This is a genomic window from Citrobacter sp. wls826 (assembly GCF_005281245.1).
In the GTDB taxonomy this organism is placed as follows: Bacteria; Pseudomonadota; Gammaproteobacteria; order Enterobacterales; family Enterobacteriaceae; genus Citrobacter; species Citrobacter braakii.
The window spans coordinates 1-20,300 of the sequence record NZ_SZWS01000059.1 but is presented as its reverse complement, the minus strand read 5'-3'; the positions used below and the strand labels follow the sequence as shown (position 1 = coordinate 20,300).

Genomic DNA, 20,300 nt, shown 5'->3' with positions numbered 1-20,300 from the left:
GCTGATGGCGCTGCATGATGCAACAGGGATAACGCATGAGCTGACGGGATGGACGAACGATGTCCTGGCGATGGCGAAGATATTCGGTGATGAACGCGCCCTGGAGTTCTGTACCCAGAATCTGATAAACGGTGTTAAGGAGATTGTTAACAAAAGCTCGGAACAGAATGTTGAAGCCCAGCTTTCTGTATTACCCCAGGAAACATATATCTCTCCTCCTGCAATGGATTATTCTTATTACATGTATGTCCAGAATGAGAAATCTAAAGGAACAGATCCGAAGGATATACTAACTCGCGAAGAGTTCGAAAAACAGATAAAGGGAAAACAAAACGAAGTTTATAAAAAACACCAGGTCGCTAATGATTGGTCTAAATATGCTCGAATGATCAATCAGAGCAAATGGGATTCTTTTAATAAATGTTGTGCTGATCTTACACAAAAATTGATGAGCAACTCGCTAAACTGATTATCTATCGTTGTGAATGGTTACAGACTTCTTTATTTATAACAATGTTACAGGATTTTTTCTCTAATGACCCTGTTGATAATGCAAACTATCGTGAAATTGCTGCATTCGCGATGGCTGGGCTTAATGAGTCGCCATCAGGTGTAAAATTGCTGGATGACTGGATCGACGCATATACCACGGCAAGTAAAACTAATCTCGTCTGGAGAACACATTTTTATAATAATCCAGAAATAATGGCAGATGCAGAGCCATTATTGGCTAGCTTGCAACAGTGTAGCATATCTCCGGTTTCTGAAAATGATGTGCTCTACTTTTTTGAGAAGAATGGCGCTAAACTTAATAAAATATTTAAAGGTTTTGAAAAAGCAACGAGTGAAATTTCAAAACCTCTGGATAGCAATGCCGTATTCTCGAAAAGAGTGCTGTATAAAATAGATCAGCACATGGTTACCGTGGGGACCAGGTTTTTTTCCGTATCACGGATTGGACCTGTGCTCAATACCATGAATGACCTTATAGTTCGAACTCTTTTTTCGCTATCTTCTGGAAAGTCAGAGTTAGAAACAAAAATGTTGTTCAGTAAATATTTTGGCTGGGCAACGGAGCGTAGGGCTTACATTACTGGCACTGTTTTTTACAGCACGCAAAGAGCCATTCGGGCTGATCGTCTCCGGGTGGCGAGTAATAAATATGCCGCACTTGAAAAAGCGTATGCAGATTATCTTCGCCAGCCTGCAGGATCTTCTGGTTATGCGGTGACCAGTATTAGAATTTTTGTTTTATTTTTCAATGTGGTCGAACTGTATAACCAACTCGATAACTTTAACAATAAACCCTCTGACTATGCCAAGGTAGTCAGCGCAATATCGGCAACGGCAAGCGGGATTATTGATATTGCAACACCTGCAATGGAGGTCATTCTTAAAGAGAAAAATAGTCTCCACTACATGAAAATGTCTGGCGCAGGATGCTCGCTGATAAGTGCCGGCCTTTCGCTGGGATTAGATTTTTCCACATTGTTGAATAAAGTTAGCTTACCGAATTCCAGTAAAAAATGGGCATTTACCGGCTTATATTTAGTTAAGACTCTTAGTGATGTTGCCATTATTGCCAAAGCGGAAGGGAAATTGATGTCGGTGTTGATTGAACGCTTTGGTTGGGATACCGCTAGAGGGGGATTGGCCGTATGGCTGGGAAAAGCCGCAGCACCACAATTAACAAGATTAGGTGTCGAATGGGTAGGGTTGTTGGCTTCGTGGGAGGTTGCCCTGTTATTGATGGTGGCTGAATATATTTTGACTGAATATTATTCACGTGATGCGTTACAGTCGTGGATTGAGAATAGTTTGTTTGGTGATGATAATTCGATTGATATCGATAGTTATGCGCCGGAAAAAATAAATATGTTTATTGATGAGGCCCGAAATTCACTGCAAGAAAGCACACGTCAATTATCTTCAGGTAAAAAACAACAACGTGGAAAACCAATAATTTACTGGCCATTTATTATCTATGATGAGCCGGAAGTCCCTGCTGTGGTTTAATTTTGGAGCAACGAAATATTATGACAGAAGATGATGAACTGTTCGCCGATATGCCCCGGGCCTATATCCGGGGGCTGGAGAAGGGTAAAGGGTATGTGAAAGAAAACTATCTCCGGGAGCGCTGGGAATGGATAAAATTAAGACAAACCATTGCGTACTATGAATCGGAAGGCAAGAAGAAGCATAAAAAACGGCTGGCGGAACTGTATCGTGAAGAAAAGCAACTGGCAAAAGCGCTGGCTGATATGCCACCGGACCCGATACTGCCCCCGCCAGCCCCGCTGATAAAGGTCAGGGGAGTGGTGAAAAACTATCACCAGCGCTGCCTGACGCACTATTTTGACACCAAAGCCTATCCGCAGACGTGGGAGTATTTCAGCAGGCAGGATGAGAACATGGCGTCTGCCGCGATGGTGCTGGCCTCGATGGGCTCAGCGGCAACGGCGCAGGGCATGGTGGCGAGCAATGAAGACAGGGTTCCAGCTGCTGCGTGGTACGTTACTGGCGAAATCAACGGTCGGCAGTTTTCGGGGTGGCTGGGAGCGCCCTATTGTCGGGAAGGTGAGGAAGTGGAACTGATTGCCGCGCCGGTGGGAGAGGAGTACCTGGTCTATGCCCTTGTCCGGCCGCATGCGCGCTCGCTGACTATGCCACCGTGGTGTTACCAGGGAGTACGACGGGCACGAATTGACGGGATGAAAGTCCCCATTTCGGTCGTTATTTTGTTAATTATTCTGATGTTGATAGTGTTTATTTATCAGGATGGCTGGATTGTTAGTGAAAAAATGGTGAGTGGGGTAACGATGTTCCTGACCATGGGAACCTTTCTGTATATCCTTCCTGCAATATGGGCAATCTGGCGACGCCACCCCTTTCCGAAAGAACAGTTGACGGAGGAGATATTGACTGTTGCTGGCTGGGATAATGTGACGAATATTGATCTTCGGAAACTCGACAAGAAAAATATAAAAGAATTTAAGAAGCAAGGGCGGTCTGTTCGATTACTTAAATCAGGATGGTGGTTTTTTTACTATTAGTTGACAATTATTTAAGTTTTGAATTTTAAAGCTAATGTTTTTGACGGGAAAGATATTAATATTATCTGATCTTTATCTAATTGTATAAATGTGTAGGAAGGTGTGCTTTTATCTTTTTCGAAAGTTTATATGTCGCTAGTTATATTTTTTATAGTGAGGGTTTATGTTTCAAGGTTTGGTCAGGCTCAATGATCCATTAAGTAGTGGTGGTAAAGTGATTTCTGTTTCGTCAACGATAATTATCGATGGTTTAGGTGTTGCACTGCTTGGTGATACTGTTATATGCCCAATTCCATTTCATGGCGTAAATAAGATAATCCAGGGTTCTCCAGAGTGGATCTCAGATGGAAAACCAGTAGCCGTGCATAAATGTATCTGCCAATGTGGTTGTTATGTTATTTCAACGCTTCCCTGTACGGGGGTCTGGTAAGTTAAAATGAGTTGGAATATTCCAGATAAAAAGATAATACAACCTGTACCTTCTATTAGGTGGGGCCGCGATAGTGGTATTTTTTTCTCATTGTTAATAACTGTTGTTCTGCTATTCAGTTTATTATATTACATTACTCATAATAATGAGTCTTTTTATTATGCTTTTGTAATATCTTTAATTATTTTTTTAGCATTCATTATATACTTAGGTCTTCGATTATTTCAGCGAGGATTGTCTCTTGAAAAAAATGAAATGATATTAACGGAAGGTTCTAATATTGATTGTAAGTGGTCTGAATGGGCTTCTGATTATTTAAGTGTTGTAGATTATAGTTATCTCTTTCCCGAAGATTCTCAGATGCTAAATTTACTTGAAGAAAATGAGTTCAATGCAATTGGGGCCAGGGCGTTAAATTTCCCAGAATCGATTGGCTATACTGCTTTATTTCATGAGTTATTAGCTCCCATAAGAGCTAGATTAATGGATGTTACTTCTGAAAATGGTTTGATTATTAATTTTATTGTTGGTCAGGTATCGGGGGTTTCAACATGGCAGTCTTTTTTATTGGCCTGGAAACAACTTGGCCTCTCTGATGCTATAATTAATAGCAGTGAATTTATCTTTCACAACTATGTATTAAATATTGATGAATGGCTAAGTGTTACGGAGGATAAATTTAGATTAATTATTGTAGGGGAAAAGTCAACGGATATTAATAATAAACATCCTGGTACGGGGGATGGTATGTGTGCTTTTCTTTTTGCTCCAGCGATTTTAATTAAACAGAATAATATTGCCGAGAAGGCAAGACTATATAGATCTATTTCTACAAATGAAGATAATCTGATCAAAGATCTTAACAATTTGATTTTTTATCAGGCCAGTGTCGGGATGGTTGATAATTTTTTGATAGGAAAAAATAGCAATAAAAAAGATGTAGCTAAGGCAGCTGTTGTTCTTAACGAACATAATAAAAATCTTGAGCAGTATTATGCTGAATTATATGTTGGTATTCATGGAGAATTTGATATCTGGGTGATGTTAATGTTTTCTTTATTAAATATAAAAGATATAGATGCTGTTGATCTGATATTCTCAGAGTCGGATGGAAATATTATATTGTCGAGGGTTAAAAAAATTAGAAGTCGGGAATAGATATATGCAAAAGTCTAGCTTGTTGCGATTATGTGGTTTGTTATTTATTTTGGTTGTTGTTGGTTTGATATGCTATGTAGTACTTTATTACTACGGGGGGTATTTCGGGGTGACAACCCCAACAACCAGGATCATAGTTATCACATCGATTTTATTAGCACTGTGTTATATTTTTAAAATATGGCAGGTGAATGCGTTGAAATCAGTGTTAGGAGCGTATGTACCATTATTAAAATATAAAGCCATTGCTTATTTTCTTTTACCATGGAAGTCAGCTTATGAGTCAAATGTAGAAAATAATACTGCAGCCACATTGGACAGCAATATATTCATTAACTTCTACTCTACACTTAAAGATAACTACGGTCGCCGCTGGCGCGCCAAAACGCGTATCCTGCTGGTGATGGGGGATGCCCCTCAGGTTGATCAACTGGTACCTGAACTCACCTCCCAGCGCTGGGTTGAAGGGGATGGCGTGGTGTTAATCTGGGGAGGCAAGCTCACTGCAACGCCAGATGTCTCGCTGTTTGATACGATACGCAAACTGCATCGGCGCCCGCTGGATGGGGTTGTATGGGTAACCCATACTTTTCAGCAACATGATGCCTTGCTTCAATCAGCCCCTGTTGTGCCCTTAACTTCACAGCAAATGGATGAGGCCGCCCGCCATCTTCTGGCGGTTTTTACCACGCTTCGCTGGCGAGTGCCGTTATACCTCTGGTCGCTGCATGGCACTCAATTTGTACCGGATAACGTAACCTTACACTCTGCGACGTGTATGTTCCCTTCAAAATGCACCACGGCTTTATGTCGTTCGCAGTTGACCTCGTTGGCAATGCACATGGCGGAGCAGGGCACGCAGCAGGTTACGCGAAATATCCGCGATAACTTTTTACTGAAAATGGCTAATTTGCTGATGCCTAATGCAGAAGCCATCAGCGACTCGTTGACCACTTTTTTCAGCCCGCATCGGCCCCTGCCGCTGGCGGCGGTAATCTTGAGCCAGTATGCGGAAAGTACCCCATCGCGCGTTGCGCATGCCTGGACGCGTGATGAGCGTTGGCGCGCGTTGCTTGATTCACTCCCTGCGTTACCTGCGGAGCTAAAGGCACAGCGCACAGGCCGTTCAGGAATTCGAGTGCTGGCAGTCGGTACAGCCGGTTTGATGCTGCTATGGGGCGCGGGAATGGCGGTTTCTTTCCTGGCTAATCGCAATATGATCACCGCAAGCCTGGACCAGGCGAGACTGGCTGGCGGTCCGGATAAACCGCTCGCCGAGCGTCTTACGGCGCTATCCGCTCTTCAGCAAACGCCGGGCATGCTTCGCTGGCGTCAGCAGAATGGCGTGCCGTGGTATTACCGCTTTGGCTTGAGCCAAAATGATGCTCTGCTGGATGCCCTATGGCCGCGTTATACGCGTATTGCTATTCCACTACTGCGTGATGAAGCCGCACAACATCTCACTCAGGAATTGACGGCGTTAACGAGACTGGCACCGGATAGCCCGCAGTTTGCAGCTCGGGCAAAGATCGCCTACAACCAGTTGAAAATGTATCTGATGCTCTCCCGGCCCGAACAGATGGAGGCGTCATTTTTTAGTCAGGCGCTGATGCAAGACTGGCCAGAGCGCGCAGGCATTTCGCGCGCATCATGGCAAGGCGTTGGACCGGGGCTCTGGCAATTCTGGGGAGAAAACCTTCAGGCGCATCCTGAATGGAAAATAGCGGCCGATAAAAATCTTATTAGCCAGGTGCGAACGCTGTTAATTCGTCAGATGGGGATCCGCAATGGCGAAGCCGCCCTGTATCAGAAAATCATTGAACAGGTGACTCCGCATTACACCGATCTTCGTCTGGAGGACATGACCGGCGATACTCGGGCAGACCAGGTATTTTATACCCGGAGTTCGGTTGCTGGCGTGTATACCCGCCAAGCCTGGGAAGAGGAGGTTTTGCCCGCCATAGAAAAAATCGTAAGCAACCGCCGGGAAGAGATGGATCAGGTGCTGGGGGATGAAACGCACTCTGCAAGCGACCCTCTCTCTCCACAGGCGTTAAAGGCGCGTCTTAGCGAGCGTTTCTTCATAGATTTTGCCGACAACTGGCTGGATTTTCTCAACAGTATTCGCTGGAAGCGCACCCAAACGCTGAGTGATGCCATCGATCAACTCACGTTGATTGCAGATATCCGTCAGTCTCCTCTGGTTGCGTTAATGAATACGCTCGCCGTTCAGGGACGTACAGGGTTAACCGGGGAAGCGTTGTCGGACTCACTGGTGAAGTCGGCAAAGGATCTGTTTAACACCAAAGAGAAACAGACCATTGACCAGCATGCACGGGAAGAAGGTCCTATGGCGAGTACCTTCTCGCCAATCCTGGCATTGATGGATGAACAATCGGCTGGGCAGGATATCAGCCATCTGAGTCTGCAAACCTACCTGACCCGGGTAACGCAGGTCAGGCTGAAACTCCAGCAGATTACTAACGCTGCCGATCCGCAGGGAATGAGTCAGGCCCTGGCGCAGACGGTATTTCAGGGCAAAACCGTTGATCTCACTACCACGCGTGACTATGGAAATCTGGTGGCTGCCAGTCTGGGGCAAGCATGGAGTGGATTTGGTCAAACAATGTTTGTTCAGCCGCTGGAGCAGTCATGGCAGCAGGTGTTGCAGCCAACCGCGGCGGGCCTGAATGCGCAATGGAAGGCGCTGATTGTGAATGACTGGAACAGCGCATTCGGTGGACGTTATCCGTTCCGTGATGTCGGCAGCGAGGCTTCCCTGCCGCTGCTGGCGCAATATCTGCGAAGCGATAATGGCCGAATTCAGCATTTTCTCGAAAGTCATTTAAGCGGTGTGCTGCATAAACAGGGAAGTCACTGGGTTGCCGACACGGTGAATGCTCAGGGACTGGTATTTAATCCTGCGTTCCTCGAGGCGATGGACCTACTCAGTCAAATTGCGGATGTCGCTTTTATTCGTGGAGAAGCCGGGATTCGTTTTGAACTGCGTCCTGGAACGGCACGAGATGTGATGCAGACAGACCTCGTGCTGGATGGCCAGAAACTCACCTACGTTAATCAGATGCCAACGTGGAAAAACGTTGTCTGGCCTGCCGATACGCAAGCGTCAGGAGCAACCCTAAGCTGGGTGAGCACGAGTACGGGAACCCGAATCTACTCAGATAACCCCGGTACCTGGGGCTGGATAAGACTGCTTGAGAAAGCGGAGATAACTGATAATGCTGGCGTGAGCAGCGGTTTTAACCTGCGCTGGACTGCGCAAGATGGATTGCCGCTGAACTATACCCTGCGCACGGAAGCGGGTGAAGGTCCCCTTGCATTACTCAAACTCCGCGATTTTGAACTACCCGAAGCAATTTTTATTGTTAGCAGCAAGCTTTCCTCAGAGGAAGAAGAATGAGCGCTCTGAATCGTCTACTGGCCGCCAGTGCGGATTCGACAGATGAACAACAGCAACTGATGGAACAGGCACAAACGCAGACTGCGCTATGGCAAAACTGGTTATTGCCAATTTCAGCAGCCAACCCGGGGGGTGACGATCCGGGCTATGACGATGATTTTCAGCGCATGCGGGAAGAGGTGAATAAACTTTCTGGCGCACAAACGGATCTCATCATTGAGCTTGCGGAAAAACTCCTGATCAACACTTGTAAGGATGTCCGTGTTGTCACTTATTACACATGGGCGCGTTTGCACCAGGATGGTGAGTCCGGCCTGGCGGATGGTCTGATTTTGCTGGCTGGCCTGATGCAGCAATATGGCGATACTCTCCATCCCTTAAAAGCGAATAGTCATAAAGCCGCCCTCGAATGGTTAGCAGGCGGGCGGATGCTGGATAGTCTGGCGCGATTCCCGGAAGTTTCACGACCTGACGCGCAACGGATCGCCGGTGCGCTGATGTTGCTGGACCAGCAATTTAATCAGCGAGAGGAGAGCATTCGCCCAGGGCTTGGAGCGCTGTATAGCGCGCTGGAGAACCGTCTGGCCCAATCAGGCGGTGCTCAGGCATTGGTACCACAAAATATCAGCACCCAAACCGCTCGGTACAGCGCAGATACTCCCGTCCTCAAAAGTATTGCCTCGGGCCGAGAGTTACTGGAGCAGGCACGGGTGTTGGCCAAATACCTGGCCGATCAGCCAGATGGCTGGCTGGCGGCGCATCATTTGATGAAAAGCGTGCGGCTCGATACGGTCAGCCAGCTTCCTCCGCCAGATGGCGCCGGACGTACACGTCTGGAACCGCCCAAGAGTGATTACCGTGCGCAGCTTAAACGTCTTTATTTGCAGCAAAGCTGGACTGAATTGATTGAGTTAACTGACAGCTTATTTGTTGAGGGAGTGAATCATTTTTGGCTTGATGTGCAGTGGTACCTTCATCAGGCATTAATGAGGGCTGGGTCGCCATGGGATAAAAATGCCGGGATTATCATCAGCGATCTGAAAATGTTGCTGCATCGGATGCCGGGTCTGGAAACGCTGGCATTTAACGACGGAATGCCCTTTGCCGATGACGTCACGCGTGAGTGGATCGCCCGTGAGGTGCTGCAGGAAAGTGACTGGCAGACGGAAAAAGTCACTGCGGCTACCGCAGGGGCGGACGACGATATCCTGCTACTTGAAAGCGAGGCCTTGGCGCTGGCGGATAGCGAAGGCGTTGAAGCCGCGCTCGCCTGGCTTCAGGCTCGCCCCGGCGTGATTTCACGTCGACAACGCTGGTTACGCCAACTGTTGATGGCTCGCCTGACGGAACAATGTGGGCGCAACGATCTCGCGCTGCATTTGCTTGGCGAGTTGAATGCGACAGCACACTCTCTCACCCTCAAACAATGGGAGCCTGAACTGCTGTTTGAAGTAAAAGCGCGACGGCTGAAACTTCTGCGTTTAAAAGCCAATCGCAGTGAAAGTGACAAAGCGCGTCTGATGCCAGATATGGACTTACTGTTGTCCGGACTGGTAGCCATTGATCCTGCCAGAGCTGCCGTCTTGTGTGGCTAAAACAAAATAAGCGAACTGTAAAATGGAAGACTTAACTCTGCGTTATTATGACGCGGAAATGCGTTATTTAAGGGAAGCGGCAAAAGAGTTTGCGCAGGCGCATCCGGATCGTGCAGCCATGCTGGATTTGGATAAAGCTGGTATTCCCGATCCCTATGTGGAGCGATTATTTGAAGGTTTTGCATTTTCGATGGGGCGATTGCGGGCCAAAATTGACGATCATCTTCCTGAATTTACCGAAGGTTTGATGAGTCTGCTGTGGCCTCATTATTTACGTACCATTCCTTCCTTAAGTATTGTCGAGCTTTTACCTGATATTGATGTGCTGAAAATGAGCGAGAGGATTAACGCGCGGTTTGGCGTATTGTCACAGCCCGTCGGTCCTAAAAAAACGGTATGTCAGTATCGTACTACACAGCCCGTCACGCTCAATCCGCTGTCTGTCACGGCGGTGAATATCGATGCGGAACCTGACGGACGCTCGGTCATCCGTATGCGAATAAAGTGCAATCCACAGATGGACTGGTCGCAAACTGATCTGACGCGCCTCAGTTTTTACCTGAGTGGTGATGCACCGGTGACCCATGCGCTGCACCTTGCTTTGACAAAGCGTCTGGCCTCTCTTTATCTGAGGCTCCCCAAAAGCGTAGAGCGTATTCGACTGGATGGTTACTTTTCACCTGGCGGATTTGCCAGTGAAGACAGTTTATGGCCAAAAGGCGATACGGCGTTTGGCGGCTGGCAATTATTGCTTGAGTATTTTACGTTCCGCGAAAAATTTATGTTTGTCCATCTTAACGGTCTGGAAAAGATAATGTTTCCTGCTGGTATAGATTGCTTTGAAATAGAGGTGGTACTGACTCAACAGTGGAATTCTGAGCTTCCTCTGGGGAGTGAAAATATTCGTCTTCATTGCGTTCCGGTGATTAATCTCTTCACTATGGAGGCTGATCCACTGGTGGTTAATGGACTAGAAAGCGAATATTTGCTGCGTCCGCGCAGGTTGCAGGATGGACATACGGAAATTTATGCAGTCGATGCGGTTTCTGGTTCACAGCGAACGCATAACGCCGTCTATGCTCCTTTCACCAGTTTTCGCCATAAGGGAGGCATGATGCGCCGTAACGCGCCAGAGCGTTATTACCATACTCGCGTCAGACGCGGCGTATCCGGATTATATGATACATGGTTGATCCTTGGAGGAGATGCCTGGGAGCGGGATCGTCTTGCTGAGCAGGAAACCTTGTCATTAAAAGTGACTGGAACAAACGGTCAACTACCCAGGCGAGCTTTGCAGAGTTCATTGCTCAATCGCTGCGAGCAGATCCTCCAGACGCCGATTGCCGTGCGCAATCTGTGTAAGCCGACACTACCTGCTTATCCTCCCGCAGAGGATCGTTTTCACTGGCGAGTGTTGAGCCACCTGGGATCCAGCTTTCTGAATATGATGGCTAGCGCAGAAGTGCTCAAAGGAACGTTGTCCCTTTATAACTGGCAGGACGATGAGCTTAATTATCGTCGTCTGGATGCGATCATGGATGTTCAGCAACATGAAATACAGCGCTTTGAAAAAGGATTTTTACTCCGTGGGGTGGATATCGAAATAACGCTTGATGAGAACGGATTTACCGGTGAGGGCGATATTCATCTGTTTGGTGAAATGCTTAACCGCTTTTTTGCGTTGTATGCGGATATTCACTTATTTAATCAGCTTACTTTAATCATACAGCCGGCAGGGAAAAGCTTGCGATGGAAAGAGAATCACAATCAGCGACTACCCGGCTGCTAAATAGCCTTGGTGAAAACCTACCCCGTACTAATTTTTATCGTTTCTGCCAGTTGTTGGAACAGTGGAATCCACAAGCGCCAAGTCCTGGAAGCCAACAAAGTCCGCGCTTCGATACCATTCGTTTTCGTCCTCATCCCGGGATGGGGTTCCCGGCGGGGGAGCTAAAAAATGCAGAATATGATCCGCTACAACCCATACTTCCACCAACGGTTCGTGTCACTTTTATGGGATTGTATGGCGTGGAATCGCCGCTGCCGACAACCTATCAGGATGATATTGCCCAGCGTCAGGAAGGTTCGGATGTTGCTGCTGAGTTTCTGGATATTTTTAACCATCGCTTAATTACGCAGTTTTATCGAATCTGGCGTAAATACAGCTATCCGGCGACCTTCCGCCCAGGCGCTACAGATGAAACATCACAATATTTACTGGGGTTGACCGGGTTGGGCATTCGGGGATGCGCCACGCAAACCGAGGCTCCGTTATCGCGTTTTTTGGCGCTGTTGGGAATCATGAGAATGCCAACGCGTACGGCGGAAGGTATATCCGCGCTGGTATCTTTATTATCGCCAACAACAAATATCACCGTGACTCCTCATGATAAGCGCTTAATCCTGCAGGATAAGCCGTTAAAAATGAGAACGCGGCAACCCGTTAGCCTCCATTCTCGCCCGGTGATGGGACATAGCGCTGTAGATATTAACAGCCAGGTGCTTATTACTCTTACAACGGATGTTCCCGATGAGGTTCGCGACTGGTTACCGGGCGGCCAGCTTTATCATGATTTTCTCGCGCTGATGCACGTGTATTTAGGCGCCAGAGTCAATGCAAGGCTGCAATTACGCATTCCTCGCTCGGCACTTCCGGATGCTCAACTTACCAGTAACAAATGTGAACCGGCAGTACAGCTTGGCCGCACTGCCGTTTTGCGTCTGGATAACCCGGAAGCTAATAATCAATTTATAACAATTAAACTTGGGCTTTGGCAGAGCCTTAGTCAACATGATCAGCGGAGGGAAGCCGATGAGACTGGCGATTATCGCTATTAATTTTGCCGTAATAACCGTAATAACCGTAATGACCAGTGTGGTCACTGGGTGTGGTCTGACACAAAAAGTATCGGAAGGCACGGTGTCATTAACGAAGTCTATTTTTTATAAGGAAATTAAAACGCTGCATTTGGATCTTTCCGCCAGAGAAGGCGCTAATAAAAATGCGCAGGGCATAGCGCTTTCTACGGTTGTGCGTATTTACCAACTCAAAGATCGTAAAGCGTTTGATTCGGCTAATTATCAGTCTTTATTTGAGCAAGATAGCACGGTGGTGAAAACAGATTTACTGGCTCAGAAAGATGTTTTGATACGTCCTGGTGAAAGTGTAACTGTCGATATTCCACTCGAAAAGGAAGCGCAATATGTTGCCGTGGCGGGGATGTTTATTTCTCCCGAACAGTCTGAAGATTCATGGCGCGTGGTATTACGCCGTGAAGATCTCGATCCTGATAAGGCGCGTGTGCTTGAATTAAATACCCGGACTCTGGCACTCCTTACGCAGGAGGATGAGTAATGGTCAAGCAGCCGTCACTTTATGACATCTTACTGGGTAATTTTTCCGGTGGTTTCCCTTTGCACTCGGTCAGTGAAAACACGCAGGTCATCTTATCCGTCCTGGATAATATGCAGCGCATTTTGAATACTCGTGCCGGTAGCCTCAAACATTTACCCGATTACGGTCTGCCGGATATGACCAAAATCCTCCAGGGAATGCCAGGTACGGCACATCAGCTTATCAGCACGCTTTCTCTGGTTTTGTTGAAGTATGAACCGCGGCTAAAAGGTATTCAGGTAACGATGCAGGAGCAGGAAACGCCGGGGCATTTGCGTTATTCCATTGATGCTGAACTGCAAGACCTTGGCATTGTTCGCTATGGTACTGATTTTACCCCTGAGGGGCGGGTTCTTATCCGTCACCTTAAGAGGCAGGGTTGGCTTGAGACTGGAGTGTACTGACATGGATAAGTATCGCATCAGCACCGGTGGTGACCCGCGTGCTTTCACGGAGTTCGGGTTGTTACGCGATGAAATCAGCAAGCTGACTCACCCCGCGCGCCCGGACGTTGACTGGCAAAAAGTTGAACAGTTAAGCCTCGCATTGTTTCGTCATAACGGCGTCGAACTGCAAACACTGTCCTGGTACACCGTCGCCAGAATACGGAATGCGGGACTGGTGGGACTTGCCGAATGCGCGGAACTCCTGGAGGCCTTACTGACGCACCACTGGAATGCAATATGGCCACAGCAAACTCATGCCCGCGTTGAGATGTTGGCATGGCTCTCAGCCCGTTTACAGCAAGAATTGCGTACGCTAACGCTGTCATATACTGATTTATCCATGGTGTATCGGGTTGAACAGAGTTTAAAACATGCCTGCGAAGTGCTGCAACGGCTTGAGTTGAAAGCGCTTAGTAAACTGGAGGCTGTCGTGACCTGGATGCACAATGCAGCTTTGCGTCTGGAGAAATCCGAACCCGATTCGGGATCGGCCATTGTGATGATACCGGCTTCAGATGCAACAAATAACGTTGTGACGTCTTTGCCACAACTGGTCTTTGTGGTTAATGAGCCAGCGTCGTCCGGGCAATCGAGCGCAGCGGTTTTAGCGACCAAAATCGATCATGGAACCCGACGCATGTGGCTGGGGTTTGCTATCGGTGTCATGGTTACAGCAGTGGTGAGTACCGGCGCTTTTCTTGCTATCAACCCTATGCGAGCCGACGGATATGAACTGGTTAAGCCATTGCCACAGGTGCCGACGCCTGAACAATTGTCCACATTGAAGCAGTCCTCAGATTTGCAGGGGAAGAAGCAAGATATAATTGCTGCAACGCAAGAGCAATTGGACGTTTTACATCGCTTGTCACCTTTGTGGTCGCGGGAATACGCTGCATCATTAGCGCAGCAGTTAGTCACTCTGTGGCCGGAAGAATCGCAGACGACAGTAATCGCGAGCAGCTTACAGAAACAGTTAACTACGGAAGCGTTGCCGGAAAGTGCTCTGCAAAACTGGCATCATGCCCAGCAGGGGCTGGAAGCGTTAACCGCCCAGCTAAATGCGCTTGATGAACGCAAGGGTAAATATCTGACGGGGTCGGAGTTGAAATCAGCCATTTTCACTATCCGCCGCCAGCTTGACCAAACGCCGCCGACAGAAGAATTGTTGCGTCAAATCGATGAGGAATTAAAAAAACAGGGGAGTGTGTCACCCGCTTTGTATCAGCAGCTCGATATACGGCTTAACTAGCTTCTTAATCGTTATACGCTGCTGAAACAAAATGCCATTCGAGGGCGGTAGCACTGGAAATAAGCCAGCCAAAGATCATCAACTGATTCAGTTGGTTATATAAAATTGGTTGATGATCTCCGCTATAAAATCATGAAAAATTAATAATATTTATCAGGAATTATCACTGAGTGCCCTAAAAGGTTAACGCCAGGATCTCTATCGGGACCTCTATAGTGCACACTGCCCATCACTGCACCCTGATGCCATAGACGCGTCCTCGGAAACAGACAACGACTCATTTAATAACGCCCCGATTTCTGCTCCCAGCGCGAGGTCGTCTACCTGACCAAAATATTGCTGGCGTAGGTATCCCTGCTGATCAATTAACGTCAACGTAGGTGTACCGCGCATAGCGTAGGACAGCATGGTCTGGGGGACATCATTGTCAGGAGACGGCATATCCACCCCGACGGGGAAAGGGATGCGGTATTCTGATAGAAAGGTTTCCAGTGCCTGTGCGGTCATTACCTCATGATGCTCAAAAACCGTATGTAGGCCAATAACGGCCACCTTATCCGGTGGAAAAGTGGCGTACACACGTGAAACCTGCGGCAGTCCATGGGAAACACAGCCAGGACACAGCATCTGAAATGATTCCATTACCACGACCTTGCCGCGCAATGATTCCAGGGTTATCGGCTGTGATGTATTAAACCAGCGTTCAATTGTCAATGCTGGTGCTCGCGGATGGCGAATGATATTCATGTTAGCTCCAGAACCCGCACTGTGGTGCGGGTTAATTTCCGTTACTGGTTTACTTTCCCCGGCAGCGTCAGCTTGCCAGAGGCCACTTTAAATACATCCTCGACGCAAAGTAGCGGCGCATGAACGGATGCATTAACTCGTAGCCCGGCAGTTACGCCATCAAACTGGCTGGCAGTGACCACGCCAATATTATCGAACGGAACTTTCACTTCTACAGTTTCACCTGTCAGCGTAGGATTCCAGCCCGGACTGTCCAACAGTACCGGCAAGCCAGGCCAGGTTTTTGGCAGCCTGGGTTTTTGTCCCTCAGGAATATCAACTACGGCCAGTGCGCCAGGCCCGCAGACCTCGTTAGGCTTCAGCACCACCCAATGGGTATGCCACAGATCGCCATCATTGTTGCGGTTACCATCGCCATTTTCATCATACAGCGGCGTATCATCCAGATCAGGATGGGATGTTACCGCCAGTGCCAGGATACCGGCCTTATGTTCAAATCCCACTTCATACGGATCGATCGTTGTCGGCCAGACATAAGAGAAAATTTCCGTTCCCGCCAGCTTACCTGTTACTGCAGGCTTACTTTTACCTGCCTTGCCGGAAACTGCCATATGGAAGGTGGCAACATTCCCTTCGGTAGTGACTTTCGTGTGCACAATATCAAACTCAGCCAATACAGCCTTGTCGGCGCTGGTTTTAATACCGCCCTGATGAGGCTCATTGCCATGTGCACTGGCAGAGGTGGCGATAGCCATTGCTAATACAATCGCAATACGTTTCATTTTTATCCTTAAAGCAGATCTTTAATAAACGCACCAAAGTTGATGTGAAGCGGGATACCGCCATCCAGTACCAGGGCTGGAACAGATTGCACACCAGCTTCGATGGCCTCATTCAGTCGGGTTTTATCATTTCCGAGATGAACGATTTCTACCGTGTATTGAGCGGGATCGAGTGCCAGTGCGATTTGGTGTTCTGCATCTACGCATACCGGGCAACCTGCATGAAAGAAAACGGCTGTTTTACTCATGATGACTTTCCTTGTGTAATATCAAATGGTATCGAATCGATACCATTTGATATTACACACACACTGAAAATATTGTCAATATGGTTTTGAATCGATACTATTGATGACAGTAAATCCCTATCGTTAGAAAGTCTGGACGTTTGTTTATCCAGCACGTATCCCGGCAAGCAGAGGCAGGTAACTGTGACACTCTTTGATATTCTTGAACGCCTGGTGAGCCTGCAAATGGGCAGCTTTTATCGCCATCCGCAACTGAAAGGACTCCCCACAACATGGGTTCAGATTCTTTTCTATTTAACGCGATGCAATGGTTATTCCAATACGCCCGCTGCAACCACGGAATACCTCGGGCTGACTAAAGGCACGGTATCGCAGTCCCTGAATAAACTAGAGCGTGAAGGTTGGATTAGAAGAGAAAATGACGGTAAGGATAAACGGGTTGTCCATCTGATTCTGACATCCAAAGCGAGTGAAGTGATGCATAGCATCATGCAGGAGACACTGCAGGAGCCGTGGGATTCATTAGCTTTTTCTGAGGAACAGCTGAAAACAGTTTTTCTGGCCCATCTTCGGAGTATGCAGAAAAATCAGGGGGCCAGAATGTTTGGTGAGTGCCGTTTTTGCCGTTTTCATCAGTCGATAAATGGGCATCCCTGGTGTGGTCTAACAGAAGAGCCGATTCCCATGGAAAGTATCACATTAATTTGTCGTGAATTTGAGGAGCCGGAAAATAGTTGCAGCGTTAGCGCTCAGAATGAGAGAAAGGGCTAGATACTGGCTTTTGAACGGGTAAAGTGCGGACATAAAAAAATCCAGAAAATGGTATGCGCATTCTCTGGATTTTGTAGTGGAACACTGAATTTGGCCACCTGAACATAGGTGATATGCTCACTCTGCCACGTGTTCGGGGTTCATCGCAGCAGTTAACCCCCCTGAAAAACCAGACGGCAGACGGGCTGTATTACGCCGTCAGGTTCTGGCGTTGCATAACATCAACCATGTTTTGCTGGCGCAAGAAGTATCGTGACCATGGCAACGCTGAGAGGCTTCCGGATGAGGGCAAGCTGATTGCACCGATTGAATTTCTTGTGACTGGCGATTTGTCATCGTGTATGGCGCTTTCCTTACCCGTGCCAGACTCCCGGAGTCTGCTTCAGTGTTTAACACGCAGCAATTTACTAAGCAGAATAAATATGAATGATTTAACCCTGCATTATTATGACGCTGAAAACGCCACCGACAGAAGAATTGTTGCGTCAAATCGATGAGGAATTAAAAAAACAGGGGAGTGTATCACCCGCTTTGTATCAGCAGCTCGATATGCGGCTTAACCAGCTTCTTAATCGTTATACGCTGCTGAAACAAAATGCCATTCGAGGGCGGTAGCACTGGAAATAAGCCAGCCAAAGACCATCAAATGAGTCAGACGTTTTATATTAACTTAGTTAATGATCTTCGTTATAAAATCATGCGAAAGAGTCAGCGCTTTCGCTGATTCAGGCGGATTGTATGCCTTATTATAAGGATCGCAAAATCCGTGACGGCTGTTGAGTATATGAAACGATACTAGTGGATACTGACGGAGTTTATGCTGGAGAAAGTAAGGATCATAGGCTTCTTCATATTTCGCCTGGATAACCAGTGTTGGGCTGTTGGGCATTATATCAGTATAATCACGTATACGGCTTCCGTAGAAACTGACGATACCATCGCAATGTGTATTCTCCGAACAAAGCCATGCTAATGTCCCTCCAACACTGAATCCGACGATTATTATTTTTTTATAATGATCACGTATTCTTATCAGTAAATCGAAGATCATTGATGTATCGAATCCGCAGAACTTCATGAAATAATCGTATGCCTGGCTATGTTGATCGTATGAGAAAGGTTCTTCGCGGTTCAAAAAATTGGGGCAATATACATCAAGTCCTGTATTGTGCAGTTCTTTACATACTTGCTTGATATGATTATTCAATCCATAAATTTCATGTAAAACTATCACAGCATTTTCATTTTTAGATAATAGAGTATACATCAACTGTCTCCCGTAGTTTTTAACTATCTATTCTAATAATAAAGTTTGTCAAGGGTTATCACCGGGCGTAAATTTTACAACCTCTCTGAAAATCTCGTTGCCAAGAATCTCGAGCTGATTCATTACCTCATCACTGGCCTGTTCCATTCTTTTTAACGCCAGGGACATATGCTCATGGTCGCCAGAAATCGAATACTCGATTGCAAGAACGCCGGAGTTATGTAACATCTGGTGAGGGTCCTCCAGATTTTTAAATCCCGTTAAATGAGCGAAACATCTTCCAGTATCACCGTAATACCATTTCCCCAATCTGCACTGACTATATGATGTCAACGTATCATCTAATTTATTCTCGGTAAGTTTTTTATATAGATCTATTTTCCAAATAACATGATCCATTTTAATGATACTTAAAAATAGTAAATTTGATATGTAGTCAATAATTGCCTTCATTGCGGCTGATTTTTCAATTACACTTTTAATAGAAAAAACAACTTCATTCATATGCTGAGTGATTTTCGTGATTATTGCTAGCTGTGCTTCGATGGATGTATCAACCGTAGAACCATTATTCTGGAGGATTTCCGTTTGCAAAAATATATGGTTAGTGCACATTTTAACATTTTCAGCTAGTTGTCTAACCTCTTTAGATATAACGCTAAATCCTCTTCCCGCCTCACCTACTCGGGCAGCTTCAATCGCTGAATTTATTGCGATTAGATTTGTATGATTGGCAATTTTTTGTATGTCTTTAATTGCATCATTAATTTCAGTCAGTGATAACTTCAGATGAGTCATTTGTTTTTGAATTTCTGCTGATTCTTTGCCTGCCTCATTGATCTCAATAACGAGTGATTCAAGGGAATGCATTGCTTTATTATTTTGTGCGTTTAGTTCTGTTATTTTATCTTTTTCTGTATTTAATTGTTCATGAGTTGAAATTAATGATGTTCTGATCAGGTTGAGTGTTGATATGCCAGAAGTGAAATGATGGCAGATGATTTTATTGTAGTTTTCTGCTTTTTGTTCAGCGATGGGGGTGTCAGCTTCGATGAGGTCGGAAGAAGTGTTGTAATTATAGTTACTATTTCTTTTAACTATCTTAGCGATAATTTTCCTGATCATCTTATCAATCCTTTTTCGATAATAGGTTTAAGAAAATAATGGTTTAATAGTTTATCGCCTATGTTATAGATTACGTCAATATATTTTTAATTAGTATTATTTGATGTATTATAATTTCTTGATAATTGTTTTGTTGAATTATTTTACAGAAATGGCCTGGTGTTTTTTTAAATGCGCGTGTTATCTATTAAGATAAGGATTATACTTCAGTTGAACACTACAGATAATGATATTTCAGAGTATTAAAATCTCCATCTGTTAGTTTTATATTTTAGCTTAACCTAAATATTCCTGTGATATCACTCTCCAGCCTGGATGTGTAGTTGGATTACATCATTTATGTGTGCATTGAAAAATTCAGAGAGTGGTTAGATGTATCACTATATATCGAGTACATGACCAAAATTGAGAATGTGATAACCGCCGGTTAAAATGCAACATTATTAATGTATTTATAATAACAGCGGTGCCCGGATCCGGACTAACGCAGCAGGCGGTGAACAACGCGCTTGTCGCGCTGGCCCCGCAGGGGTGAGCCGCTGGAGACGAATAATCGAACGGAGCTTGATGGAGAGTCCGTTTCTCCAAAAGCAAAAACCCGCCTCTAGGGCGGG

At 46.2% G+C, this 20,300-nt stretch carries 18 protein-coding genes and 2 pseudogenes; 15 read left to right on the top strand and 5 right to left on the bottom strand.

Annotated elements, in window-relative coordinates:
- From FDW87_RS22920 to FDW87_RS17320, 12 genes and pseudogenes are all read left to right on the top strand, one after another.
- Positions 1–469, top strand: a pseudogene (locus tag FDW87_RS22920) (hypothetical protein); the annotation flags it as partial.
- The gene (locus FDW87_RS17370) at positions 445–2,016 is read left to right on the top strand and encodes a T6SS effector BTH_I2691 family protein (RefSeq protein ID WP_371415031.1); all 1,572 of its coding nucleotides are present in this window, start codon (positions 445–447) and stop codon (positions 2,014–2,016) included. The pseudogene FDW87_RS22920 and the gene FDW87_RS17370, both read left to right, overlap by 25 nt.
- Before the next feature lie 20 nt (positions 2,017–2,036).
- Complete coding sequence (locus tag FDW87_RS17365) at positions 2,037–3,053, top strand: putative type VI secretion system effector (protein ID WP_137380018.1); 1,017 nt, start codon at positions 2,037–2,039, stop codon at positions 3,051–3,053.
- Positions 3,054–3,216: 163 nt separating this feature from the next.
- Positions 3,217–3,483, top strand: coding sequence for a PAAR domain-containing protein (locus tag FDW87_RS17360; RefSeq protein WP_072034040.1), 267 nt, complete (start codon positions 3,217–3,219; stop codon positions 3,481–3,483).
- A gap of 6 nt (positions 3,484–3,489) precedes the next feature.
- A complete protein-coding gene (locus FDW87_RS17355; protein ID WP_049268750.1) occupies positions 3,490–4,641 on the top strand; it encodes a hypothetical protein in 1,152 nt (383 codons plus the stop codon).
- A gap of 4 nt (positions 4,642–4,645) precedes the next feature.
- Positions 4,646–8,062, top strand: coding sequence for an ImcF-related family protein (locus FDW87_RS17350; RefSeq protein ID WP_137380017.1), 3,417 nt, complete (start codon positions 4,646–4,648; stop codon positions 8,060–8,062).
- On the top strand, positions 8,059–9,657 hold the full coding sequence (gene tssA, locus FDW87_RS17345) for a type VI secretion system protein TssA (RefSeq protein WP_137380016.1): 1,599 nt from the start codon (positions 8,059–8,061) through the stop codon (positions 9,655–9,657). Before FDW87_RS17350 ends, tssA begins: the two co-directional genes overlap by 4 nt.
- A 22-nt stretch (positions 9,658–9,679) precedes the next feature.
- The gene (gene tssF / locus FDW87_RS17340; RefSeq protein ID WP_137380015.1) at positions 9,680–11,446 is read left to right on the top strand and encodes a type VI secretion system baseplate subunit TssF; all 1,767 of its coding nucleotides are present in this window, start codon (positions 9,680–9,682) and stop codon (positions 11,444–11,446) included.
- The gene (gene tssG, locus FDW87_RS17335; protein WP_137380014.1) at positions 11,407–12,495 is read left to right on the top strand and encodes a type VI secretion system baseplate subunit TssG; all 1,089 of its coding nucleotides are present in this window, start codon (positions 11,407–11,409) and stop codon (positions 12,493–12,495) included. Before tssF ends, tssG begins: the two co-directional genes overlap by 40 nt.
- A complete protein-coding gene (tssJ, locus tag FDW87_RS17330; protein ID WP_137380013.1) occupies positions 12,470–13,012 on the top strand; it encodes a type VI secretion system lipoprotein TssJ in 543 nt (180 codons plus the stop codon). Before tssG ends, tssJ begins: the two co-directional genes overlap by 26 nt.
- On the top strand, positions 13,012–13,455 hold the full coding sequence (gene tssE, locus FDW87_RS17325; protein ID WP_049268755.1) for a type VI secretion system baseplate subunit TssE: 444 nt from the start codon (positions 13,012–13,014) through the stop codon (positions 13,453–13,455). Before tssJ ends, tssE begins: the two co-directional genes overlap by 1 nt.
- Before the next feature lies 1 nt (position 13,456).
- Complete coding sequence (locus FDW87_RS17320; protein ID WP_137380012.1) at positions 13,457–14,746, top strand: VasL domain-containing protein; 1,290 nt, start codon at positions 13,457–13,459, stop codon at positions 14,744–14,746.
- A gap of 210 nt (positions 14,747–14,956) precedes the next feature.
- On the opposite strand, the gene FDW87_RS17315 is transcribed toward FDW87_RS17320, so the two are convergent.
- The 3 genes from FDW87_RS17315 to FDW87_RS17305 are packed head-to-tail and all read right to left on the bottom strand — an operon-like array spanning position 14,957 to position 16,523.
- Entirely contained in the window at positions 14,957–15,493 is a 537-nt protein-coding gene (locus FDW87_RS17315; protein WP_103284226.1) for a redoxin domain-containing protein, read from the bottom strand.
- A gap of 41 nt (positions 15,494–15,534) precedes the next feature.
- On the bottom strand, positions 15,535–16,275 hold the full coding sequence (locus FDW87_RS17310) for a hypothetical protein (protein ID WP_109018349.1): 741 nt from the start codon (positions 16,273–16,275) through the stop codon (positions 15,535–15,537).
- 8 nt (positions 16,276–16,283) lie between these two features.
- Positions 16,284–16,523 (bottom strand): hypothetical protein, encoded by a 240-nt coding sequence (locus FDW87_RS17305; RefSeq protein ID WP_016154483.1) that lies wholly within the window; start codon positions 16,521–16,523, stop codon positions 16,284–16,286.
- Positions 16,524–16,706: 183 nt separating this feature from the next.
- Here FDW87_RS17305 and FDW87_RS17300 point away from each other — a divergent pair, with 183 nt between their 5' ends.
- The 3 genes and pseudogenes from FDW87_RS17300 (at position 16,707) to FDW87_RS17290 (ending at position 17,909) form a co-directional block, all read left to right on the top strand.
- Entirely contained in the window at positions 16,707–17,294 is a 588-nt protein-coding gene (locus tag FDW87_RS17300; RefSeq protein WP_049268881.1) for a MarR family winged helix-turn-helix transcriptional regulator, read from the top strand.
- 111 nt (positions 17,295–17,405) lie between these two features.
- Positions 17,406–17,579, top strand: a pseudogene (locus FDW87_RS17295) (IS3 family transposase); the annotation flags it as partial.
- Positions 17,580–17,741: 162 nt separating this feature from the next.
- The gene (locus FDW87_RS17290) at positions 17,742–17,909 is read left to right on the top strand and encodes a VasL domain-containing protein (protein WP_019077655.1); all 168 of its coding nucleotides are present in this window, start codon (positions 17,742–17,744) and stop codon (positions 17,907–17,909) included.
- 55 nt (positions 17,910–17,964) lie between these two features.
- Here the strand turns inward: FDW87_RS17290 and FDW87_RS17285 are convergent, their stop codons facing one another.
- Together FDW87_RS17285 and FDW87_RS17280 are read right to left on the bottom strand one after the other, a co-directional pair.
- Positions 17,965–18,561 (bottom strand): dienelactone hydrolase family protein, encoded by a 597-nt coding sequence (locus tag FDW87_RS17285; protein WP_019077656.1) that lies wholly within the window; start codon positions 18,559–18,561, stop codon positions 17,965–17,967.
- Positions 18,562–18,609: 48 nt separating this feature from the next.
- On the bottom strand, positions 18,610–19,686 hold the full coding sequence (locus FDW87_RS17280; RefSeq protein ID WP_137380011.1) for a methyl-accepting chemotaxis protein: 1,077 nt from the start codon (positions 19,684–19,686) through the stop codon (positions 18,610–18,612).
- Between the last annotated feature and the right edge of the window lie 614 nt (positions 19,687–20,300).